This is a genomic window from Acetobacterium bakii, from assembly GCF_001263355.1.
Classification (GTDB): Bacteria; Bacillota; Clostridia; order Eubacteriales; family Eubacteriaceae; genus Acetobacterium; species Acetobacterium bakii.
Map to the genome: position 1 here is coordinate 145,959 of NZ_LGYO01000007.1, position 15,862 is coordinate 161,820.

Genomic DNA, 15,862 nt, shown 5'->3' on the forward strand with positions numbered 1-15,862 from the left:
CTCCGCTTTGTTTTATATTTCTAAAAAATACCTGATTGCATGCAATCAGGTATTTTGTATTAGTGTGTCAGTCGAATTGCCAGGTCTTCTCGGTCCGGTCCAACCCCTACATAAGCAACGGTGGTTCCGACCAGGTCTTCAATTGTTTTGATGTATATTTTGGCGTTTTCCGGCAGATCGCCAATCCGGCGAATCTGGGTGGTGTCGCTCATCCAACCCTGCAGGGTGATATAAACCGGTTCAACCCGTTCTAAATCTTCGGTGGTCGGAAAACCCTTAACCAGTTCGCCATCGAGCATATAGTCAACGCAAATCTTGATTTCCGGCAAATTGTCAAGCTTGTCAATTTTACATAAAGCCAGTTCATCATAACCGTTAATTGAATGGGTGTATCTTACCACCGGAATGTCAAACCAACCCAATCGACGGGATCGACCGGTTCTAGCCCCGAATTCATCATCCGGTTTTTCGCCGGTGCCGCGCAGCATGTCAATGGTACCGCCAACCTCTTCGGTTGGGAAGGGGCCGCCGCCAACAGCACTGGAAAAGGCCTTAGCCACGCCAATGACCTTATTGATTTTCTTGGCCGGAAAACCGCCGCTGACTGCAGCATAGGCAGCCAGGGGATTGGAGGATGTCACATAGGGGAAAATCCCCAAGTCAATGTCCTTCATGGCGCCCAATTGGCCTTCAAAAAGTATTTCTTTATCCGCATCAATCATATCGTGAAGATAAACCATGGGATCAACAATCATATGCCCATATGTTTTTGCCCAAAATTCGCATTTGGCATAAAGTTCTTCAACCGTATAAGGCTCAATCTTATACGAAGCCATCTGATCGTTCACAACCGGAACAATGGTTTCAAGCTTGGCTCGGGCATTTTCCAGTTTGAGTAAATCTTCGAAACGCAGGCTTTTGCGCAGGGCTTTGTAGGCATACGCCTGACCAATCCCGCGTTTGGTGGTCCCGATACCGCCGCTGGCTTCCATCAGCTCATCCAGTTTTTGATGGTATGGCATCAGAATGTGTGCCTTGGCCGAAATTTTCATTCGGTCCACGCCCAGGCCGACATCTGTGATTTGCTGCATTTCTTCGATGAGAACGTCGGGATTCACAACCATGCCGGTGCCAATCAGGCATTGGCATTCTTTATTAAAAATGCCACAGGGAATTAAGTGAAGCTTAAAAACACCGTAATCATTTATTACAGTATGACCTGCATTGTCCCCTCCCTGAAATCGCACAATTAAGTCCGATTGCATAGCGAAGTAATCCACCATTTTTCCTTTACCTTCATCGCCCCACTGGGCGCCAACTAATACAGAAATCGACATATATTTTTTTCCTTCCTTATACCTCAGATCCGAATTCACAATCAGGATGATTGCCGTTCTTCTCTCTAAAGCCTTGAAATAATTATTTTTATTTAATACGATGGGATCAATTTTTCCCAGAATATTATAACATAAAGCAGTGACAATTGATTCACATATTTTCAAAAAATATGATGATATTGTTTACATATTTCTATTGTTATTATACCACAACATACTAAAGGGTTCCATAATAAGACTCAGTCTTATTATGGAACCCTTTTCTATTTCTTTTTCCCATAGGTTTTGATGATTTGTTCGGCCACTTTTCGTGGTGACTGGCGAGTGTCCATGGCCTTCTTTTGAATGTAGCGATGAGCCTCTGCCTCGGACATATCGAGGTAACCCATTAAGCAGAGCTTGCCCCGGTAGACTGCCGCCATATCGTCAATTTTTTCTTTGAGCTCGGTATTTTTGTTTTCCAGTCGCTGGATTTTCTCCCGTGACGCAAGCACAAACCGGACGTTTTGGACCAGGAGCTGACGGTTTAGGGGCTTTGCCACCACAAAGGCCGTTGTATCCACAAGTTTTTCCTCCACATGATCGACAAGCTCGCTTTTGACAATCAGTATCATTCCGACAGTCATTTTTTCAAGGGTATCAATGGCAAAATCGACGCCAAATTCATCACCCAGCGGGGTATTTACAATGACCAGATCATACTCAACTTCCAGGAGCCTGCGGCGGCCTTCGGCGGCTGAGGTAGCCGAATCGATTAATTGAAAATTCATGGGGCGCACTATTTCAGCCAGCCCCTTAATCACATCATTTTGTTTGCAAACCAACAATACGCTACTCATCCCCTTCACCTCCTACCCTATTTTTGTTTTTATTGGTGTTGGGTTTAATAAATAGAAAGGTAACGGTCAATTTCCCAGGGATGAACCGTTTTGATGTAATCCATCCATTCCTGTTTTTTAAGCTCGATGTATTTTTGCTTCAGGTCGTTTCCCAAAACACTTGCGATCAGAGCATCGGCTTCCATAGCGCAAATGGCTTCGGCCAGGGTTACCGGAAGGGATTCTGCTTCAAGGTTCACCTCTTCCATCAGGGGCATTTTTTTCGCCAGCCCCTCAAGTCCGGCGGCTAAAATAACCGCAAAGGTTAAATAGGGATTACAGGTGGGATCCGGGCTGCGCAGCTCCATGCGGGAATATTGCCCGACGGCCACCGGAATCCGAATCAGCGAGGCATGGTTGCTGATCCCCCAGCCAATGGTTTTTGGTGCTTCATGGCTGCCCATAAAACGCTTGTAACTGTTGATCAGCGGATTGGCAATGGCAGTGATGCCCTTGATATGGGCTAATACCCCGGCAATGAAATACCGGGCTTGTTCGGAGAGTTCACCATCAATGGTTTCGAAAATATTTTTTCCGTCGATGATTAAGGACGCATTGACATGCATGCCGCTACCGGGCTCATCCATCAGCGGTTTTGGCAAAAAGGATGCATGGAGACCATTTCGCTGAGCCACGGTTTTCACCACGGTCTTAAAGGTCATCATATTATCCGCGGACAACAGGGCATTATCGTATTTAAAATCAATCCCGTGCTGGCCCTTGCCGGCTTCATGGCGGGAGCTTTCAATTTCAAAGCCCATGTCCTCCAATGTCAGGCAAATTTCTCTGCGGGTGTTTTCGCCGCGATCAAAGGGCGCCAGATCAAAATATCCGGCCTGATCGCTGGGCGTAGTGGTTGGTTCCCCATCTTCGTCCTGTTTGAACAGATAAAATTCACACTCGGTCCCGGTATTAAAAAGGTAACCCAACGCTTCTGCCTGTTTCATGGTTTCCCTTAAAATATTGCGGCTATCACCTCTGAAAATACTGCCGTCAGGGTATCTGATATCACATAGAATCCGGGCCACCTTGCCCTGCTGAGGACGCCAGGGTAAAATCTGAATCGTACTCATGTCCGGGAATAAAACCAGATCCGCATTTTTCGATTCGGAAAATCCCGCCACTGACGAGGAATCAAAAGGGATCCCACAGGCCAAAGCGCGTTCCATCTGGTTCGCTAAAATAGCGATGTTACGGTTTTGACCATCAAGATCACAAAACTGAAGCCGAATGAATTTAACGTCATTTTCTTCGATAAATTCCATGGCTTCGATGGTTTTTCTAGTTAGGCTCATTTTATACCTCCATTAATATTAATTGTGTGCATAGATTGTGTTGTAGTGATTGCCACCACCGGGGGTTATTTTATAGAAGGGCTTGTTGAAAATATCAGCCTCCAATATATTAAAATAGCTGCAGTAGTTCTTGATAAAAGGTTGGATCTCCGTAAGATCTTCCCGGGCGCATTCCCTGATCAGTAAATGGGGCAGCGGATTTTGGGGCGGCACATCACTTCTAATATACATCACCCCGCCGTGCATGCCGGTGCCACAATAATTGCCGGTGGGGAAGGAGTTATCCACACCCAGTCCCAATACCACCAGGATTCCGCCGGCCTGGTATTCACCTAAAAAAGAACCGACCCGCCCCCCGACAACGAGGACCGGTTTGTTTTCCTGATATTCTTTCATATGAATCCCGACCCGGTAGCCGCCATTACCTTTGACGTAAATAACGCCGCCGCGCATGGCATAACCCAGGGTATCGCCGCCATTGCCGTGAACAATGATTTCGCCGTTATTCATGGTATCGCCCACGGCATCCTGAACGTTGCCGTAAACCGTGATATTGCAGTTATCCAGGTAGGCGCCCAGGGCATTGCCCGGGGTGCCGTGCAGGATCAGATTTTTGCCCTGTACCCCGCTGCCGATATAACGCTGGCCAATGATATTGTTGACGGTCACTTCACTGGCATCCGCCTGTTTAATGGCTTTATTCAAATCTGCAAAATAGATATCTTTTCCTTCTATAATCATCTTTTCCTCCTTCGACTTAATGACTTTGGGCCAATTTTTCTTTGCGGGTGTTCTGATTAAAGATCATAATCTGCGGCGAACTTATCAACATTTCCAGGTCAATTGTGGATAAGTCTGTTTGTTCCCGGATCAGATCGGTGTAAATGCCACCCCGCATGCAGTCGCCGATAATGATAAACCCTTTTAACACATTGTCTTTAATGAATAGTTTTTTATACTCTTCGGGACTTTCCGATTCATAGACGACCCCTTCATAGGTTCCGGCACTGAAAATATAAAGCCCCATGAAACCCACTGAATTCAGCGGAAAAGCCTGATCATAATAGGTTTCTTCTCCCGCCATGTTCATGCCAGCAACTTCACCCTGCAAGAAAGCGTTGGGCAGGATGGCCAGATTTTTCTGAGTATCCGAGGTCATGTCCAGGCTCTGGGTACAATCCCCGGCGGCATAGACTTTCTTCAGGCTGGTTTGCTGCCGGTCATCGGTAACAATGCCGCGGCCAATCTCACCGCCGGCTTCCCGGACCAGATCGCACTGGGGTTTGGTGCCCACAGCCAGAATCAGGATATCATAGGGAATTTTTTCCCCGTCACTGAGCAGTACGTCTTTTTTCAAAATTTCAGTGATACTGGTTTCCAAAATGAAGCTCACGGATTGGGCTTCCAAATGTTTTTTTACAATATCGCTGCTTTTTTCCTGGAGTACACTGGGCAGCACCCGGTTTGCCAAATCCACTACGATGACGCTCTGGCTTTGGCTCACCATGGCTTCAGCGGCTTTTAAGCCAATCAAACCAGCTCCCAGAATCACGACCTTTGACTTTGGTGTCAGGATTTCTCTGATGCCGATGGCATCTTCCAGGGTGGTAAAGGTGAATATATTGGTGGTATTATTCAAGTTTTCGGGCAAGCCTATCATTGGCGGTACAAAAGGAACCGATCCCGTGGCCACCAGCAGGTTTTTATATCCGATGATTTCGCCATCGGCCAGGTTAATGGTTTTTTCTTTGGGATTTATTTTTTCGACCGGAATAGCATAACGCACCTGACAGTTGTTTTCTGTAAAAAACGAGGGCTCGCGGTAATACATTTTTTCCCGTTTTACCTTGCCCTGGAGCCAGTAGGAAATTAGCGGCCGTGAATAGGTCTGCCAGGGTTCGGCGGTTAAAATTAAAATCTCATTTTCCAGATCACCTTTGCGGATGCCCTGAACACCGCCGATGGCAGCTGCGGAATTTCCGATAATCACATATTTATACTTTTTCATTATAATACCCCATCCCGGTCTTCGAAAACAATGGCATTGTTGGGACAACGCTGCACGCAGCTCGGTTCTCCCCCAGCATTTTCAACACATAACTCGCATTTTAACAGGGTTTTATTGTGTCCCACGGTTAAGCAGCCATAGGGGCACATCAGAATACAGGTCCGACACCCCACGCAACGGGTCTCGTCAATTTGCACCACGCCGTTATCGTTAACGGTCAAAGCCCCGGTAATACAGCCTTTGACACACCAGGGGGTGTCACAGTGCCGGCAGGACACGGCAAAATGAATATCATCTGCACCGTCTTCGACGGTGATTCTTGAAATTGGTTTTTTTTCACTATTATTAAAGGCTTTGACCATATCCGTTTCACCGGAATTGGCAAAGGCGCATTGAATTTCGCATAGATGGCAGCCAAGGCACCACTCTTCGTTCACATAGACACGCTTCATATTTACTCCATTTCTTATTAAACTGTTTATTATTCGCCGGCGTGGGCAATGCCGAAAATTTCTAATTCTTTTGCTGACATACCAATGCCTCTGAGCATCAGGCGGTTACCCTTGAGGGCTTCGATGGAGTTGATCCCCATGCCGCCCATCATTTCCATAATCTCATGGTTCCAGGCACTGACAAGGTTCACCAACCGCCTGGAGCCGATATCGGGATTCAGGCGTTTGACCAGATCCTCCCGCTGGGTGGCGATGCCCCAGTTGCATTTTCCGGTGTGACAGGTGCGACAGAGGTGACAACCCAATGCCAGCAACGCGGCGGTGCCAATATAAACCGCATCAGCACCCAGGGCAATGGCTTTCACCACATCCGCACTGTTTCTAATACTTCCACCGACGACGATGGATACATCATTGCGGATTTTTTCATCCCGGAGCCGCTGATCCACGGCGGCCAAAGCTAATTCAATGGGGATTCCCACATTATCCCGGATCCGGGTAGGGGCAGCACCGGTGCCGCCGCGGAAGCCATCAATGGAAATAATATCGGCGCCGGAACGGGCAATTCCGGAGGCAATGGCTGCCACATTGTGAACCGCGGCAATTTTTACAATCACCGGCTTTTTATAGTTGGTAGCCTCTTTCAGGGAAAAAATCAACTGCCTTAAATCTTCAATGGAATATATATCATGGTGTGGTGCCGGCGAAATCGCATCGACGCCCACCGGTATCATCCGGGTTCGGGACACCTTTTCCTGAATTTTTTTACCAGGGAGATGACCGCCAATACCGGGTTTAGCCCCTTGACCCATTTTGATTTCAATGGCTGCGCCGGCGTTCAGGTAGTCTCTGTGAACCCCAAAACGTCCGGAAGCAACCTGGACAATGGTGTTGGCCCCGTACTGGTATAAATCCTGATTCAGTCCGCCTTCTCCGGTATTATAACAGATTCCCAGCTCGGTGGCTGCCCGGGCCAAGGATTTATGGGCATTTTCACTGATGGACCCGTAGGACATTGCCGAAAACATAATCGGCATTTCCAATTCAATCTGTGGGGGTATTTCAGACAAAAGTTCGTCGTTTTCGTCAAACTCCAGCTTATTCAGCTTTTTTCCCAGAAAAACCTTGGATTCCATGGGTTCCCGCAGAGGGTCGATGGGCGGGTTGGTTACCTGGCTGGCATTGATCAGAATCTTGTCAAAGTAATTGGGATAATCCTTTGGTGTGCCCATGCTTGACAGCAGCACCCCGCCGGTGTCGGCCTGGCGAAAGATCTCTTCCATGGTTTGCTGCTGCCAGTTGGCATTTTCCCGGTAGCGATTATTGGTTTTCACTATTTTAAGGGCATTGGTCGGGCACAGAGTCACACAGCGCTGGCAATCCACACATTGGGATTCCTGGGCTTCCATGCAGTCAAATTCCTGATCGTAGCTATGCACCTCATTGGCACACTGCCGTTCACAAGCCCGGCATTTAATACAGCGTTTTTCATTTCGGACTACTTCGTACTCCGGATATATAAAATTAATGGACATTTATTTCCTCCTAGTTATTGATTCTTCAGGTAATTACTTAATTTAAAAAGCTAAACGTAAATTGCTTTGATGTCAGTTTTCATATACAATTTTGTAACGTATAGGCGAACAATACAAGAAAATGTTGTCCGACCTAGTGGAAAAATTGTTTATGTAAACTAGGCAGCGAAGCTCCGAATCGTTTCGCAATTACCTGTTTACTCTTACAATGATGGGTTCGCCGCCCTGGGGGGCCCAGATGTTTTCAATGTCGGGGCAAATGGCGCGGATCGCGCATTCTTCGCTGGCGATATAAACAATATTGTCTTTTTCTCCGGTCACCATGGAGCGTAGCTTGAGGCGATCGTTAAGGGCCATGAAACCACCATTAAAACCAAGGATAATGGAAAAAGGTCCGGTAATCAGAAGACTGGCAAAGGTATTTCGAAATAGCGTGATCCGTTTGGCTTCAGCCTCTGGCATGCGCTTTATTTCCTCCCAGAAAGGGGCGGCAATAATTTTTGCGATGTTCTCATAATTAAGTCCCTGCTTCCGATTGAGGTAATCGATAATATAGGTAATGACCTCGGTGTCGGTTTGGAGGTTGCATTTATAATCAAACATTTCAATGAAACGTCGGTTGGCGTCATAGGAAGAAATTTCGCCGTTATGAACAATGGAATAATCCAGCAGTGCAAAGGGATGGGCACCGCCCCACCAGCCTGGGGTATTGGTGGGATAACGGCCATGGGCGGTCCATGAATAGGCATCGTATTCTTCTAAGCGATAAAATTCCCCAACATCTTCAGGAAAGCCGACGGCTTTGAATACTCCCATATTTTTTCCGCTGGAAAAAATATAGGCGCCTTTTATAAAGGTATTAATATGGAAAACAGTTTCCACAATAAATTGTTTTTCGTCGATTTCTTCCTGTTCTTCCTGGAGCAAGGTGAAAATCGGATTTACAAAGTACCGCCAAATCTGCGGTTCGTCTTTAATTCTCGGATGTTTTCTGGTGGGTATGCGACTTAGATTGACCATCTCAAAATAGCGATCTAAATACCGTTCGGTTTCTTCTCTGGCCGTCATGTCTTCATAGAAAACATGAAAGGCGTATTGATCCGCATATTCCGGGTAAATGCCGTAACCGGCAAAGCCTCCTCCGAGACCGTTGGAGCGGTCGTGCATATGAGCAATGGATTTTACAATACTGCTCCCATTAATCGAGCATTCGCCGGTTTTATTAATGATTCCTGAAATAGCACACCCTGATGGTATTCTGATCTCGCCTTCTTTTTTTAACATATAGTTCCTCCGTGTTTTTCATGTAGTGCTTCATAACGTTATTAGAATACAACTAAAAAAGAACATACAGAACCAACCCCTCTGATAAAATCAGGAGAATAGAACCCCATTGTTCTTAGTTGCTGCGTCCATATTTTATTTTATGTATACAATATACTTTGTTTGACTTACTATTAAATCATATTTTTGGTCAGGATTCAATTTATTTTTTATTAATCTAAACTGATAAGGATTTCAGATTATTATTTTACGCCATTTAATAACATCAATTGGTTCTGACTGAATAAAAAGCAAAAAAGTAAGTCCTGGGGACAATCGTAACATCAGTTGTCTGCATCATGACAAACAGGCATCGCCTGTACGATCATGCAGCAGACAACGATTTACCATTGTGCCCAGGACATTTTTATCAATAAACGCTGCTATTTGAAGCCGTTTAACGGGTACCCTCTTCGAGTTGTTCTAAAATTTCACTGATATCATTGGCAATTTCCTTATTTAAAAACCATGGCGCTAAACAGTCATAGGCTTTCTCTTTAAAAAGGATGATGCTTTTAATGGCTTCGGCTCTCATAATGGCATCGCTCATGCTTTCTTTTTCAAACCCCAGCGGCAGTAATAAACAAGCGATCAGGGCATTATTCTCCAGGTCATTGTTCCCAATGTCCACATTTTCAATGATATATCTTTCGCCGATGAGGAGTTTTTGGCAAACTGACTTTGCCTGGCAATCCTCCAAATGAAACCATTCGCTAAGGGCATTCTGATGAATGCTTTTAGGCAGTTCATATAAACTGATGAAAAACGGAGCATCGCCCACAAGAATTCGCAGATTTTCCAATGATTTCAGAGCCGTCACCCGATATTTTCCCGGAGAATACTTAAAAACCCGGGTGAGTGGTTCGATCATGGCAACATCATTCATTTTTCCCATGACTTCCAATAAAAAGAATGCACTTTCCATATAATAGTTTCGGTCAAGAACTTCAATCACCTGATTAAAATAAGTAATCAGGATCGGAGTTGCCAGAGGATTTCCAATTCTGCCTAAAGCCACAAGAATTTCATCTTTCCAGGGTGTTTTGCTCATTAATGCGTTACACAATGGCAGGGTCGCTTCCGGATCTTTTATTTTACCCAGAGCCTCGGCGATCTTGGGGATCTCATATTCATCGCTTTTTTCCAGACATTCGCATAATGTTGGGGTTGCTGCCGGATCGCCGATTTCCCCTAATGCCTGAATCGCATGAAGAGCACAGACGCCTGGTTTTTCATTAACAATTCTGATCAGCTCCGGCACTGCTGCGGGACCAATATCCACCAATAAGGCTACGCAGGCAATTTTTAGCTCCCGATAATAATCCGAATCAGCAATTACATCAAAAATCATCGGAATCATATCTTTATCAACAAAGGGTTGCAGTCCGGGAACCGCATCCATTGCCAGCCATTTATCGTTTCCGGAGAAAATCACCTTAAGAAATTCAACGGCTGATTCCGCCTGAAGCTGCCCCAGGATCTGGATGGCCTTTTTTTGCTGTTCATCATTGAGTCGATGATAATGTTTGCAGAGTACTCTTGCCGCCTTATTTTTTGATTCTAAAAGAGCGTCCGTCACTAATGTCGGGTTATGACCTTTTGGAGAAGTTTCATTTAAGATTATCTTTATCCCCTCGCAGTTTTTCGCCCGCAGCAATTCGTTGACATAACATTGGATAACGCTTTTTTCCATGGGATTTTTTTGCATTTGCACTTTAATGTCATGGATACGTTCGGTTTTCATTATCCTATCTCCTCATAAAAACAGGTGACCCAATAGTAGCTTTGCGTCACCTGTTTTATTATTGAATTTGTGTTTTTTCCATTTGAGCTAAAACCATTTGTTTTAACAAATCCATTGAAGCTGTAAATTCTTCCAATGTCAGCCCGGGAACTTTTTCCGCCACCATCTCATATCCTGCTTCAAAGTTTGGCGCTGCGTTAACAGCCATCATTAAGTCAGCATCCCCCAGCAAAGCGTCAAGTATGGCAACATGCCTTTCTTGCTTAACATCCAATTTTTCGTCCATTTTAAATTCCTCCTTAATTTCATTTAACTCTATGCCAATATTTATACCCTGTTTTTGAAATATTATACCGTAGGTAGCTGTTTTTGTAAATATTTTCATTCCATCGGTCATATTGATAACCATTACAGATGAAAATTTAAAAAAATTCCTTTACAAGACATTTTCAATAGTCTATAATAAGGCTAACTTAAATATCAGTGGCATCAGCCACATCTTTTAGTTAGCAATGGTGCTTTTGAGGGTGTTTTTTACGCCTTTCTGAAGCACCTTTTTTTGTTTAATCTTTACCGTTTCCATTTCAATGGAAACGGTGAAATAAGTTTTATTTTAATCCCGAGGTCAATGGAGACACAGTGGTTTTAATGAAACATTCTATGATTAAAATTTTAGGAGGATATTCACATGCAAAATATTGTAAAAGAAAATGTTGCTGACATTTTCGGATCAAAGGTTTTTAATTCCGGTGTTATGCGAAAGCGATTGCCCAAACACATTTATGCTTCCCTGTTAAAAACCATGAAAGAAGATTTGCCGTTGGAAGAAAACGTCGCCGAGGTTGTTGCCAATGCGATGATGGATTGGGCTTTGGAACAGGGCGCCACACATTTCACCCATTGGTTCCAACCGATGACCGGAATCACCGCTGAAAAGCATGATGCGTTTATCAACCCCACCGAAGAAGGCAAAGTAATGATGGAATTCTCCGGTAAAGAATTGGTTAAGGGCGAACCCGATGCCTCATCTTTCCCCTCCGGCGGACTCCGAGCCACTTTTGAAGCCCGTGGCTATACCGCTTGGGATCCAACTTCATATGCTTTTATTAAAGGAACAACGCTTTGTATCCCAACCATCTTTTGTTCGTACTCCGGAGAAGTTCTGGATAAAAAAACACCACTGTTACGTTCGATGGAAGCCCTGAATCATCATGCTCTTCGGGTCCTCAAGCTTTTCGGTAAGACTGATGTAAAAAAAGTAACCACCACCGCCGGTGCGGAACAGGAATATTTCCTGATCGAACGAGAAATGTTTAAAAAACGTAAGGACTTAATCCTGACCGGACGTACCCTATTTGGTGCCAAACCACCAAAAGGCCAGGAAATGGAAACTCATTATTTCGGACGTATCCGTGGCCGTGTATCTAATTACATGGCAGACCTTGATAAAGAACTTTGGATGCTTGGCATCGCTTCTAAAACCCGCCATAACGAAGTTGCCCCAGCTCAGCATGAGTTAGCACCTATTTTCACCAACACCAATGTTGCCACTGATAATAACCAATTAATTATGGAATTCATGCAACGCGTTGCCTATCGTCATGATTTAGCTTGTCTACTTCACGAAAAACCCTTCGCCGGCGTAAACGGATCCGGAAAACACAATAACTTTTCCATTTCCACCAATACCGGTGAAAACCTGTTAAACCCTGGCGACAATCCTGCTGAAAATATGCAATTTTTGCTTTTCCTTTGTGCCATCATCGAGGCTGTAAACACTTATAGTGAAATGATTCGAATCAATGTTGCCAACGCCGGTAATGATCACCGTTTAGGTGCCAACGAAGCACCTCCGGCCATTGTTTCTATCTTCCTGGGTGAGCAGCTGACGGCCGCACTTAAATCCATCGAAACCGGAAAACCTGTTAAAGAAGCTAAAGATCTTGTTCTTGAAATGGGCGTCAGTACCTTGCCTAAGCTGATCATGGATGCCACCGATCGAAACAGAACATCACCTTTTGCATTTACCGGAAACCGCTTTGAACATCGTATGTTGGGATCCAACCAATCCATTGCTGGACCTAACATCACCCTTAACACCATTGTTGCGGATGTCCTGGGTAAATTTGCGGATGTTTTGGAAAAAGCTGATGACTTTGATGCTGCCTTAATTGAATTGCTCCGAAAATCCGTTAAAGAAAACAAAAACATTGTCTTTAATGGCGATAACTACACCGAAGAATGGGTAGTCGAAGCCAAACGACGCGGTCTTCCAAATTTACGAACAACACCGGAAGCTTTGTCTCACTTTACTTCTGAAAAAAATGTTAAACTTTTTGAACGACATAATATTTTCACTCCAGCTGAAATGGATTCTCGTTACGAAATACATCTGGAAGAATACAGCAAAACCATTAACATCGAAGCCTTAACCATGATCAGTCTTGCGAAACGGGAAATTTCTCCTGCGGTTGTAACCTATACAAAAGAGGTTTGTGATACACTGCTGGCTAAAAAGGCTTGCGGCGGTTCCATTGATCTCTCTGCCGAAGAAACGCTTGCCGAAAGACTTTCCAAAGGTTTTGGTGATTTCATTAAATCAATTGATTCGCTGGAAGAAATTCTTGAAGGCGCACAAAACGGCGAAACCCCTCAGGACGAAGCCAACTATTACTGTACTGAAGTCATCCCCGCCATGACAGCACTTCGAGTCATCGCTGATGACCTTGAAACCATGGTAGCTGAAAAATACTGGCCATTCCCAGTTTATGAAGATATTCTGTTCTACGTTTAATAAAGTGTTAGGGAAGGGGCAGCAGTGCCCCTTCCCCCTTTAAATAAATATCACCATTGAAAGAAGGAGGTTCTTATGAAAAAGCTAGAAATTATAATTAAGCCTGAAAGACTCGAGGAATTAAAAGAGATTTTCAACACCTGTGATGTACAGGGCATGATGCTAACCAATATTATGGGCTACGGAAACCAGAAGGGTTATAAAAAATCCTATCGCGGCACCGCTTATACCGTTAATTTTCTTCCAAAACTTAAAGTTGAAACAGTTACCGACGCCGAAACAGCCGGCATTATTATTAAACTCATTACCGATCGTCTCACAACTGAAGAAATCGGCGGCGGCAAAATTTTCGTTTATGATGTTGAAGATGTGGTGCGTATACGAACAGGGGTTCACGGTAAAGACGCGATTTAGGAAAAAGGGTGAAAACAATTGAATAATTTATACTGTCAAAGGCGATAGTTTTTAATGAATCATTAAAAACGGTCGTCTTTTTTATTTTCAAAAAATTATTCATGTCGTTTTACCCTACAAATTTATGATAAGAGAGGTTGTCCTTATGGAATTAATAGCAGTGCAACAATATATGGATATTATTTGGGTATTTTTGGCTTCTGTCCTTGTGTTCTTTATGCAGGCAGGATTTGCCATGGTTGAAACCGGCTTTACGCGAGCTAAAAATGCCGGTAATATTATTATGAAAAACTTTGTCGATTTTATGATTGGCTCAATTCTGTTCTTTTGCTTCGGCTTTGGGATTATGTTCGGTCCTGACTGGATGGGATTAATTGGTACCGCAGGATTCTTCAATCCTGAAAATCTTACCAATGTTTCCGCCTTTGAAGCGGTTACCCCTGAACTGTTCATCTTTTTTCAAACCGTATTCGCCGCAACCGCAGCAACCATCGTTTCCGGTGCCGTTGCCGGTCGTACCAAATTCAGTGTTTATTGTTTGATTTCGGCCTTTGTCAGTCTGATTATTTATCCGGTTGTCGGCCATTGGGTATGGGGCGGCGGTTTCCTTGGCTCAATGGGTTTCATTGATTTTGCCGGTTCTACCGTCGTTCACTCGGTTGGTGGCTGGACCGCGCTGGTTGGCGCGATCATGGTTGGTCCTCGTATTGGCAAATACAACAAAGACGGTAAAGCCAATGCCATTCCCGGCCATAGCCTAACCTTAGGTGCTCTGGGTGTTTTCATTCTGTGGTTTGCCTGGTTTGGTTTTAACGCCGGTAGCACCTTAACTGTTAATCTTGATATTGGCCACATTGCCATGACTACCAATCTTGCCGCAGCTGCCGGTGGATTAACCGTTATGTTTTTAACCTGGATTCGCTACCAGAAACCTGATATTTCAATGACTCTTAATGGTGTGCTTGGCGGTCTGGTTGCCATCACTGCCGGATGTCTGGTGGTTACTCTCTGGGGCGCGATCCTCATCGGTATCATTGCCGGTGTTGTGATTACCTTCGGTATTCCTTTCATCGATCAAAAGCTTCGAATTGATGATCCTGTTGGGGCCATTGGTGTTCATTGCTTCTGTGGTGTGACCGGTACTCTGCTGGTTGGTCTTTTTGCCAACTACCTGCCGGGAACTGAAGATGCCATTCTCGGATTATTCTACGGCGGCGGACTTGCCGTTCTCGGTGTCCAAGCCATTGGTGTTCTATCTGTTGCCGCCTGGACTGTAAGTGTTGCGTTTATCCTCTTCTTTATTCTTAAGAAAACAATGGGACTTCGTGTTGACAAGATTGTCGAAATTGAAGGACTGGACGTTCACGAACATGGTATTGAAGCTTACTCTGACTTTGTAAGCCGCATGAACTAGACCTGACAAAATCGCCCCGGGGTCAATGGTAAATCGTTGTCGGCTGCAATTCGTACAAACTATGCCTGTTCGCCATGATGCCGACAAATGATGTTAGGATTGTTGACAGTCAAAAAGCGTGCCGCAATTTTATATTGCGACACGCTTTTGTTTTAAAATTCTGCGAATTCTTTTCCGAATTCGACGCAGCGGCGGCGGCTTTCTTTGTCGGGTTCGCCCAGAACGGTGAGGCCGCGATCATAAAGAATCGCGCCTAAATCATTGACACGTTTTTCCCAATCTGCCATCCATTCGGCATTTCCCCATCCGTGGGAACCGAAAAGGGCGACTTTTTTTCCTTTTAATTGGTCTGATATTGCCCTGAAGAATGGCTCAAACTCGGTTTTTTCAAGTGCCTCGCCCTCCATTGCCGGACAGCCCAGCACAATTTTTGCGTAGGTATTTATTGTTTTCGGGTCAAAATCCGCAACATTCAAAAGAATCGCCCGACTTCCGGCCTCATCAATTCCATTGGAAATTTTTTCCGCCATAATTTCTGTACTTTCACGATCGCTCCAATAAATTACTCCAATTTTATCCAACAGTTTATTTTCCATTTTGTCTCTCCTCTTCTGTTTATGCATAGGCAATTGCGAAAGTGATTTGCGCTTCGCGGCCAGTTTGCAGCT

At 44.7% G+C, this 15,862-nt stretch carries 14 protein-coding genes; 3 read left to right on the top strand and 11 right to left on the bottom strand.

Annotated features, from left to right (window positions below; all coding sequences use genetic code 11):
* Positions 1 to 59 precede the first annotated feature (59 nt).
* The 10 genes from AKG39_RS02980 to AKG39_RS03025 all read right to left on the bottom strand — a co-directional run bounded on the left by AKG39_RS02980 (position 60) and on the right by AKG39_RS03025 (position 10,957).
* Complete coding sequence (locus AKG39_RS02980) at positions 60 to 1,502, bottom strand: adenylosuccinate synthase (protein WP_242852540.1); 1,443 nt, start codon at positions 1,500 to 1,502, stop codon at positions 60 to 62.
* A gap of 98 nt (positions 1,503 to 1,600) precedes the next feature.
* Positions 1,601 to 2,176, bottom strand: coding sequence for an ANTAR domain-containing response regulator (locus AKG39_RS02985; RefSeq protein WP_050738871.1), 576 nt, complete (start codon positions 2,174 to 2,176; stop codon positions 1,601 to 1,603).
* Positions 2,177 to 2,220: 44 nt separating this feature from the next.
* Entirely contained in the window at positions 2,221 to 3,510 is a 1,290-nt protein-coding gene (locus AKG39_RS02990) for a glutamine synthetase family protein (RefSeq protein WP_050738872.1), read from the bottom strand.
* A gap of 18 nt (positions 3,511 to 3,528) precedes the next feature.
* Positions 3,529 to 4,251 (bottom strand): GltB/FmdC/FwdC-like GXGXG domain-containing protein, encoded by a 723-nt coding sequence (locus AKG39_RS02995; RefSeq protein WP_050738873.1) that lies wholly within the window; start codon positions 4,249 to 4,251, stop codon positions 3,529 to 3,531.
* A gap of 16 nt (positions 4,252 to 4,267) precedes the next feature.
* Positions 4,268 to 5,518 carry an NAD(P)/FAD-dependent oxidoreductase gene (locus tag AKG39_RS03000; RefSeq protein ID WP_050738874.1) on the bottom strand — a complete coding sequence of 417 codons (1,251 nt, stop codon included), beginning with the start codon at positions 5,516 to 5,518 and terminating at the stop codon, positions 4,268 to 4,270.
* Positions 5,518 to 5,970, bottom strand: coding sequence for a 4Fe-4S dicluster domain-containing protein (locus tag AKG39_RS03005; RefSeq protein WP_050738875.1), 453 nt, complete (start codon positions 5,968 to 5,970; stop codon positions 5,518 to 5,520). Before AKG39_RS03005 ends, AKG39_RS03000 begins: the two co-directional genes overlap by 1 nt.
* A 29-nt stretch (positions 5,971 to 5,999) precedes the next feature.
* Positions 6,000 to 7,505: a glutamate synthase-related protein gene (locus AKG39_RS03010; protein ID WP_050738876.1), complete on the bottom strand. Its 1,506-nt coding sequence runs from the start codon at positions 7,503 to 7,505 to the stop codon at positions 6,000 to 6,002.
* A gap of 189 nt (positions 7,506 to 7,694) precedes the next feature.
* Positions 7,695 to 8,789, bottom strand: coding sequence for a class II glutamine amidotransferase (locus AKG39_RS03015; protein ID WP_050738877.1), 1,095 nt, complete (start codon positions 8,787 to 8,789; stop codon positions 7,695 to 7,697).
* A gap of 436 nt (positions 8,790 to 9,225) precedes the next feature.
* A complete protein-coding gene (locus tag AKG39_RS03020) occupies positions 9,226 to 10,572 on the bottom strand; it encodes a HEAT repeat domain-containing protein (protein ID WP_050738878.1) in 1,347 nt (448 codons plus the stop codon).
* A gap of 58 nt (positions 10,573 to 10,630) precedes the next feature.
* On the bottom strand, positions 10,631 to 10,957 hold the full coding sequence (locus AKG39_RS03025) for a hypothetical protein (protein WP_242852541.1): 327 nt from the start codon (positions 10,955 to 10,957) through the stop codon (positions 10,631 to 10,633).
* Positions 10,958 to 11,260: 303 nt separating this feature from the next.
* Between AKG39_RS03025 and AKG39_RS03030 the strand changes: the two genes are divergently transcribed.
* The 3 genes from AKG39_RS03030 to AKG39_RS03040 all read left to right on the top strand — a co-directional run bounded on the left by AKG39_RS03030 (position 11,261) and on the right by AKG39_RS03040 (position 15,194).
* Positions 11,261 to 13,366, top strand: coding sequence for a glutamine synthetase III family protein (locus tag AKG39_RS03030; RefSeq protein WP_050738879.1), 2,106 nt, complete (start codon positions 11,261 to 11,263; stop codon positions 13,364 to 13,366).
* 75 nt (positions 13,367 to 13,441) lie between these two features.
* Positions 13,442 to 13,780 carry a P-II family nitrogen regulator gene (locus AKG39_RS03035; RefSeq protein ID WP_050738880.1) on the top strand — a complete coding sequence of 113 codons (339 nt, stop codon included), beginning with the start codon at positions 13,442 to 13,444 and terminating at the stop codon, positions 13,778 to 13,780.
* Positions 13,781 to 13,925: 145 nt separating this feature from the next.
* Complete coding sequence (locus tag AKG39_RS03040) at positions 13,926 to 15,194, top strand: ammonium transporter (RefSeq protein WP_083439390.1); 1,269 nt, start codon at positions 13,926 to 13,928, stop codon at positions 15,192 to 15,194.
* 152 nt (positions 15,195 to 15,346) lie between these two features.
* On the opposite strand, the gene AKG39_RS03045 is transcribed toward AKG39_RS03040, so the two are convergent.
* Entirely contained in the window at positions 15,347 to 15,790 is a 444-nt protein-coding gene (locus AKG39_RS03045) for a flavodoxin domain-containing protein (RefSeq protein WP_201780239.1), read from the bottom strand.
* Between the last annotated feature and the right edge of the window lie 72 nt (positions 15,791 to 15,862).

Bases quoted from the DNA above. Each gene is read 5' to 3' on its own strand.
- AKG39_RS02985 (WP_050738871.1), bottom strand. From the start codon at position 2,176: ATGAGTAGCGTATTGTTGGTTTGCAAACAAAATGATGTGATTAAGGGG.
- AKG39_RS02990 (WP_050738872.1), bottom strand. From the start codon at position 3,510: ATGAGCCTAACTAGAAAAACCATCGAAGCCATGGAATTTATCGAAGAA.
- AKG39_RS02995 (WP_050738873.1), bottom strand. From the start codon at position 4,251: ATGATTATAGAAGGAAAAGATATCTATTTTGCAGATTTGAATAAAGCC.
- AKG39_RS03000 (WP_050738874.1), bottom strand. From the start codon at position 5,518: ATGAAAAAGTATAAATATGTGATTATCGGAAATTCCGCAGCTGCCATC.
- AKG39_RS03005 (WP_050738875.1), bottom strand. From the start codon at position 5,970: ATGAAGCGTGTCTATGTGAACGAAGAGTGGTGCCTTGGCTGCCATCTA.
- AKG39_RS03010 (WP_050738876.1), bottom strand. From the start codon at position 7,505: ATGTCCATTAATTTTATATATCCGGAGTACGAAGTAGTCCGAAATGAA.
- AKG39_RS03015 (WP_050738877.1), bottom strand. From the start codon at position 8,789: ATGTTAAAAAAAGAAGGCGAGATCAGAATACCATCAGGGTGTGCTATT.
- AKG39_RS03020 (WP_050738878.1), bottom strand. From the start codon at position 10,572: ATGAAAACCGAACGTATCCATGACATTAAAGTGCAAATGCAAAAAAAT.
- AKG39_RS03025 (WP_242852541.1), bottom strand. From the start codon at position 10,957: ATGAAAATATTTACAAAAACAGCTACCTACGGTATAATATTTCAAAAA.
- AKG39_RS03030 (WP_050738879.1), top strand. From the start codon at position 11,261: ATGCAAAATATTGTAAAAGAAAATGTTGCTGACATTTTCGGATCAAAG.
- AKG39_RS03035 (WP_050738880.1), top strand. From the start codon at position 13,442: ATGAAAAAGCTAGAAATTATAATTAAGCCTGAAAGACTCGAGGAATTA.
- AKG39_RS03040 (WP_083439390.1), top strand. From the start codon at position 13,926: ATGGAATTAATAGCAGTGCAACAATATATGGATATTATTTGGGTATTT.
- AKG39_RS03045 (WP_201780239.1), bottom strand. From the start codon at position 15,790: ATGGAAAATAAACTGTTGGATAAAATTGGAGTAATTTATTGGAGCGAT.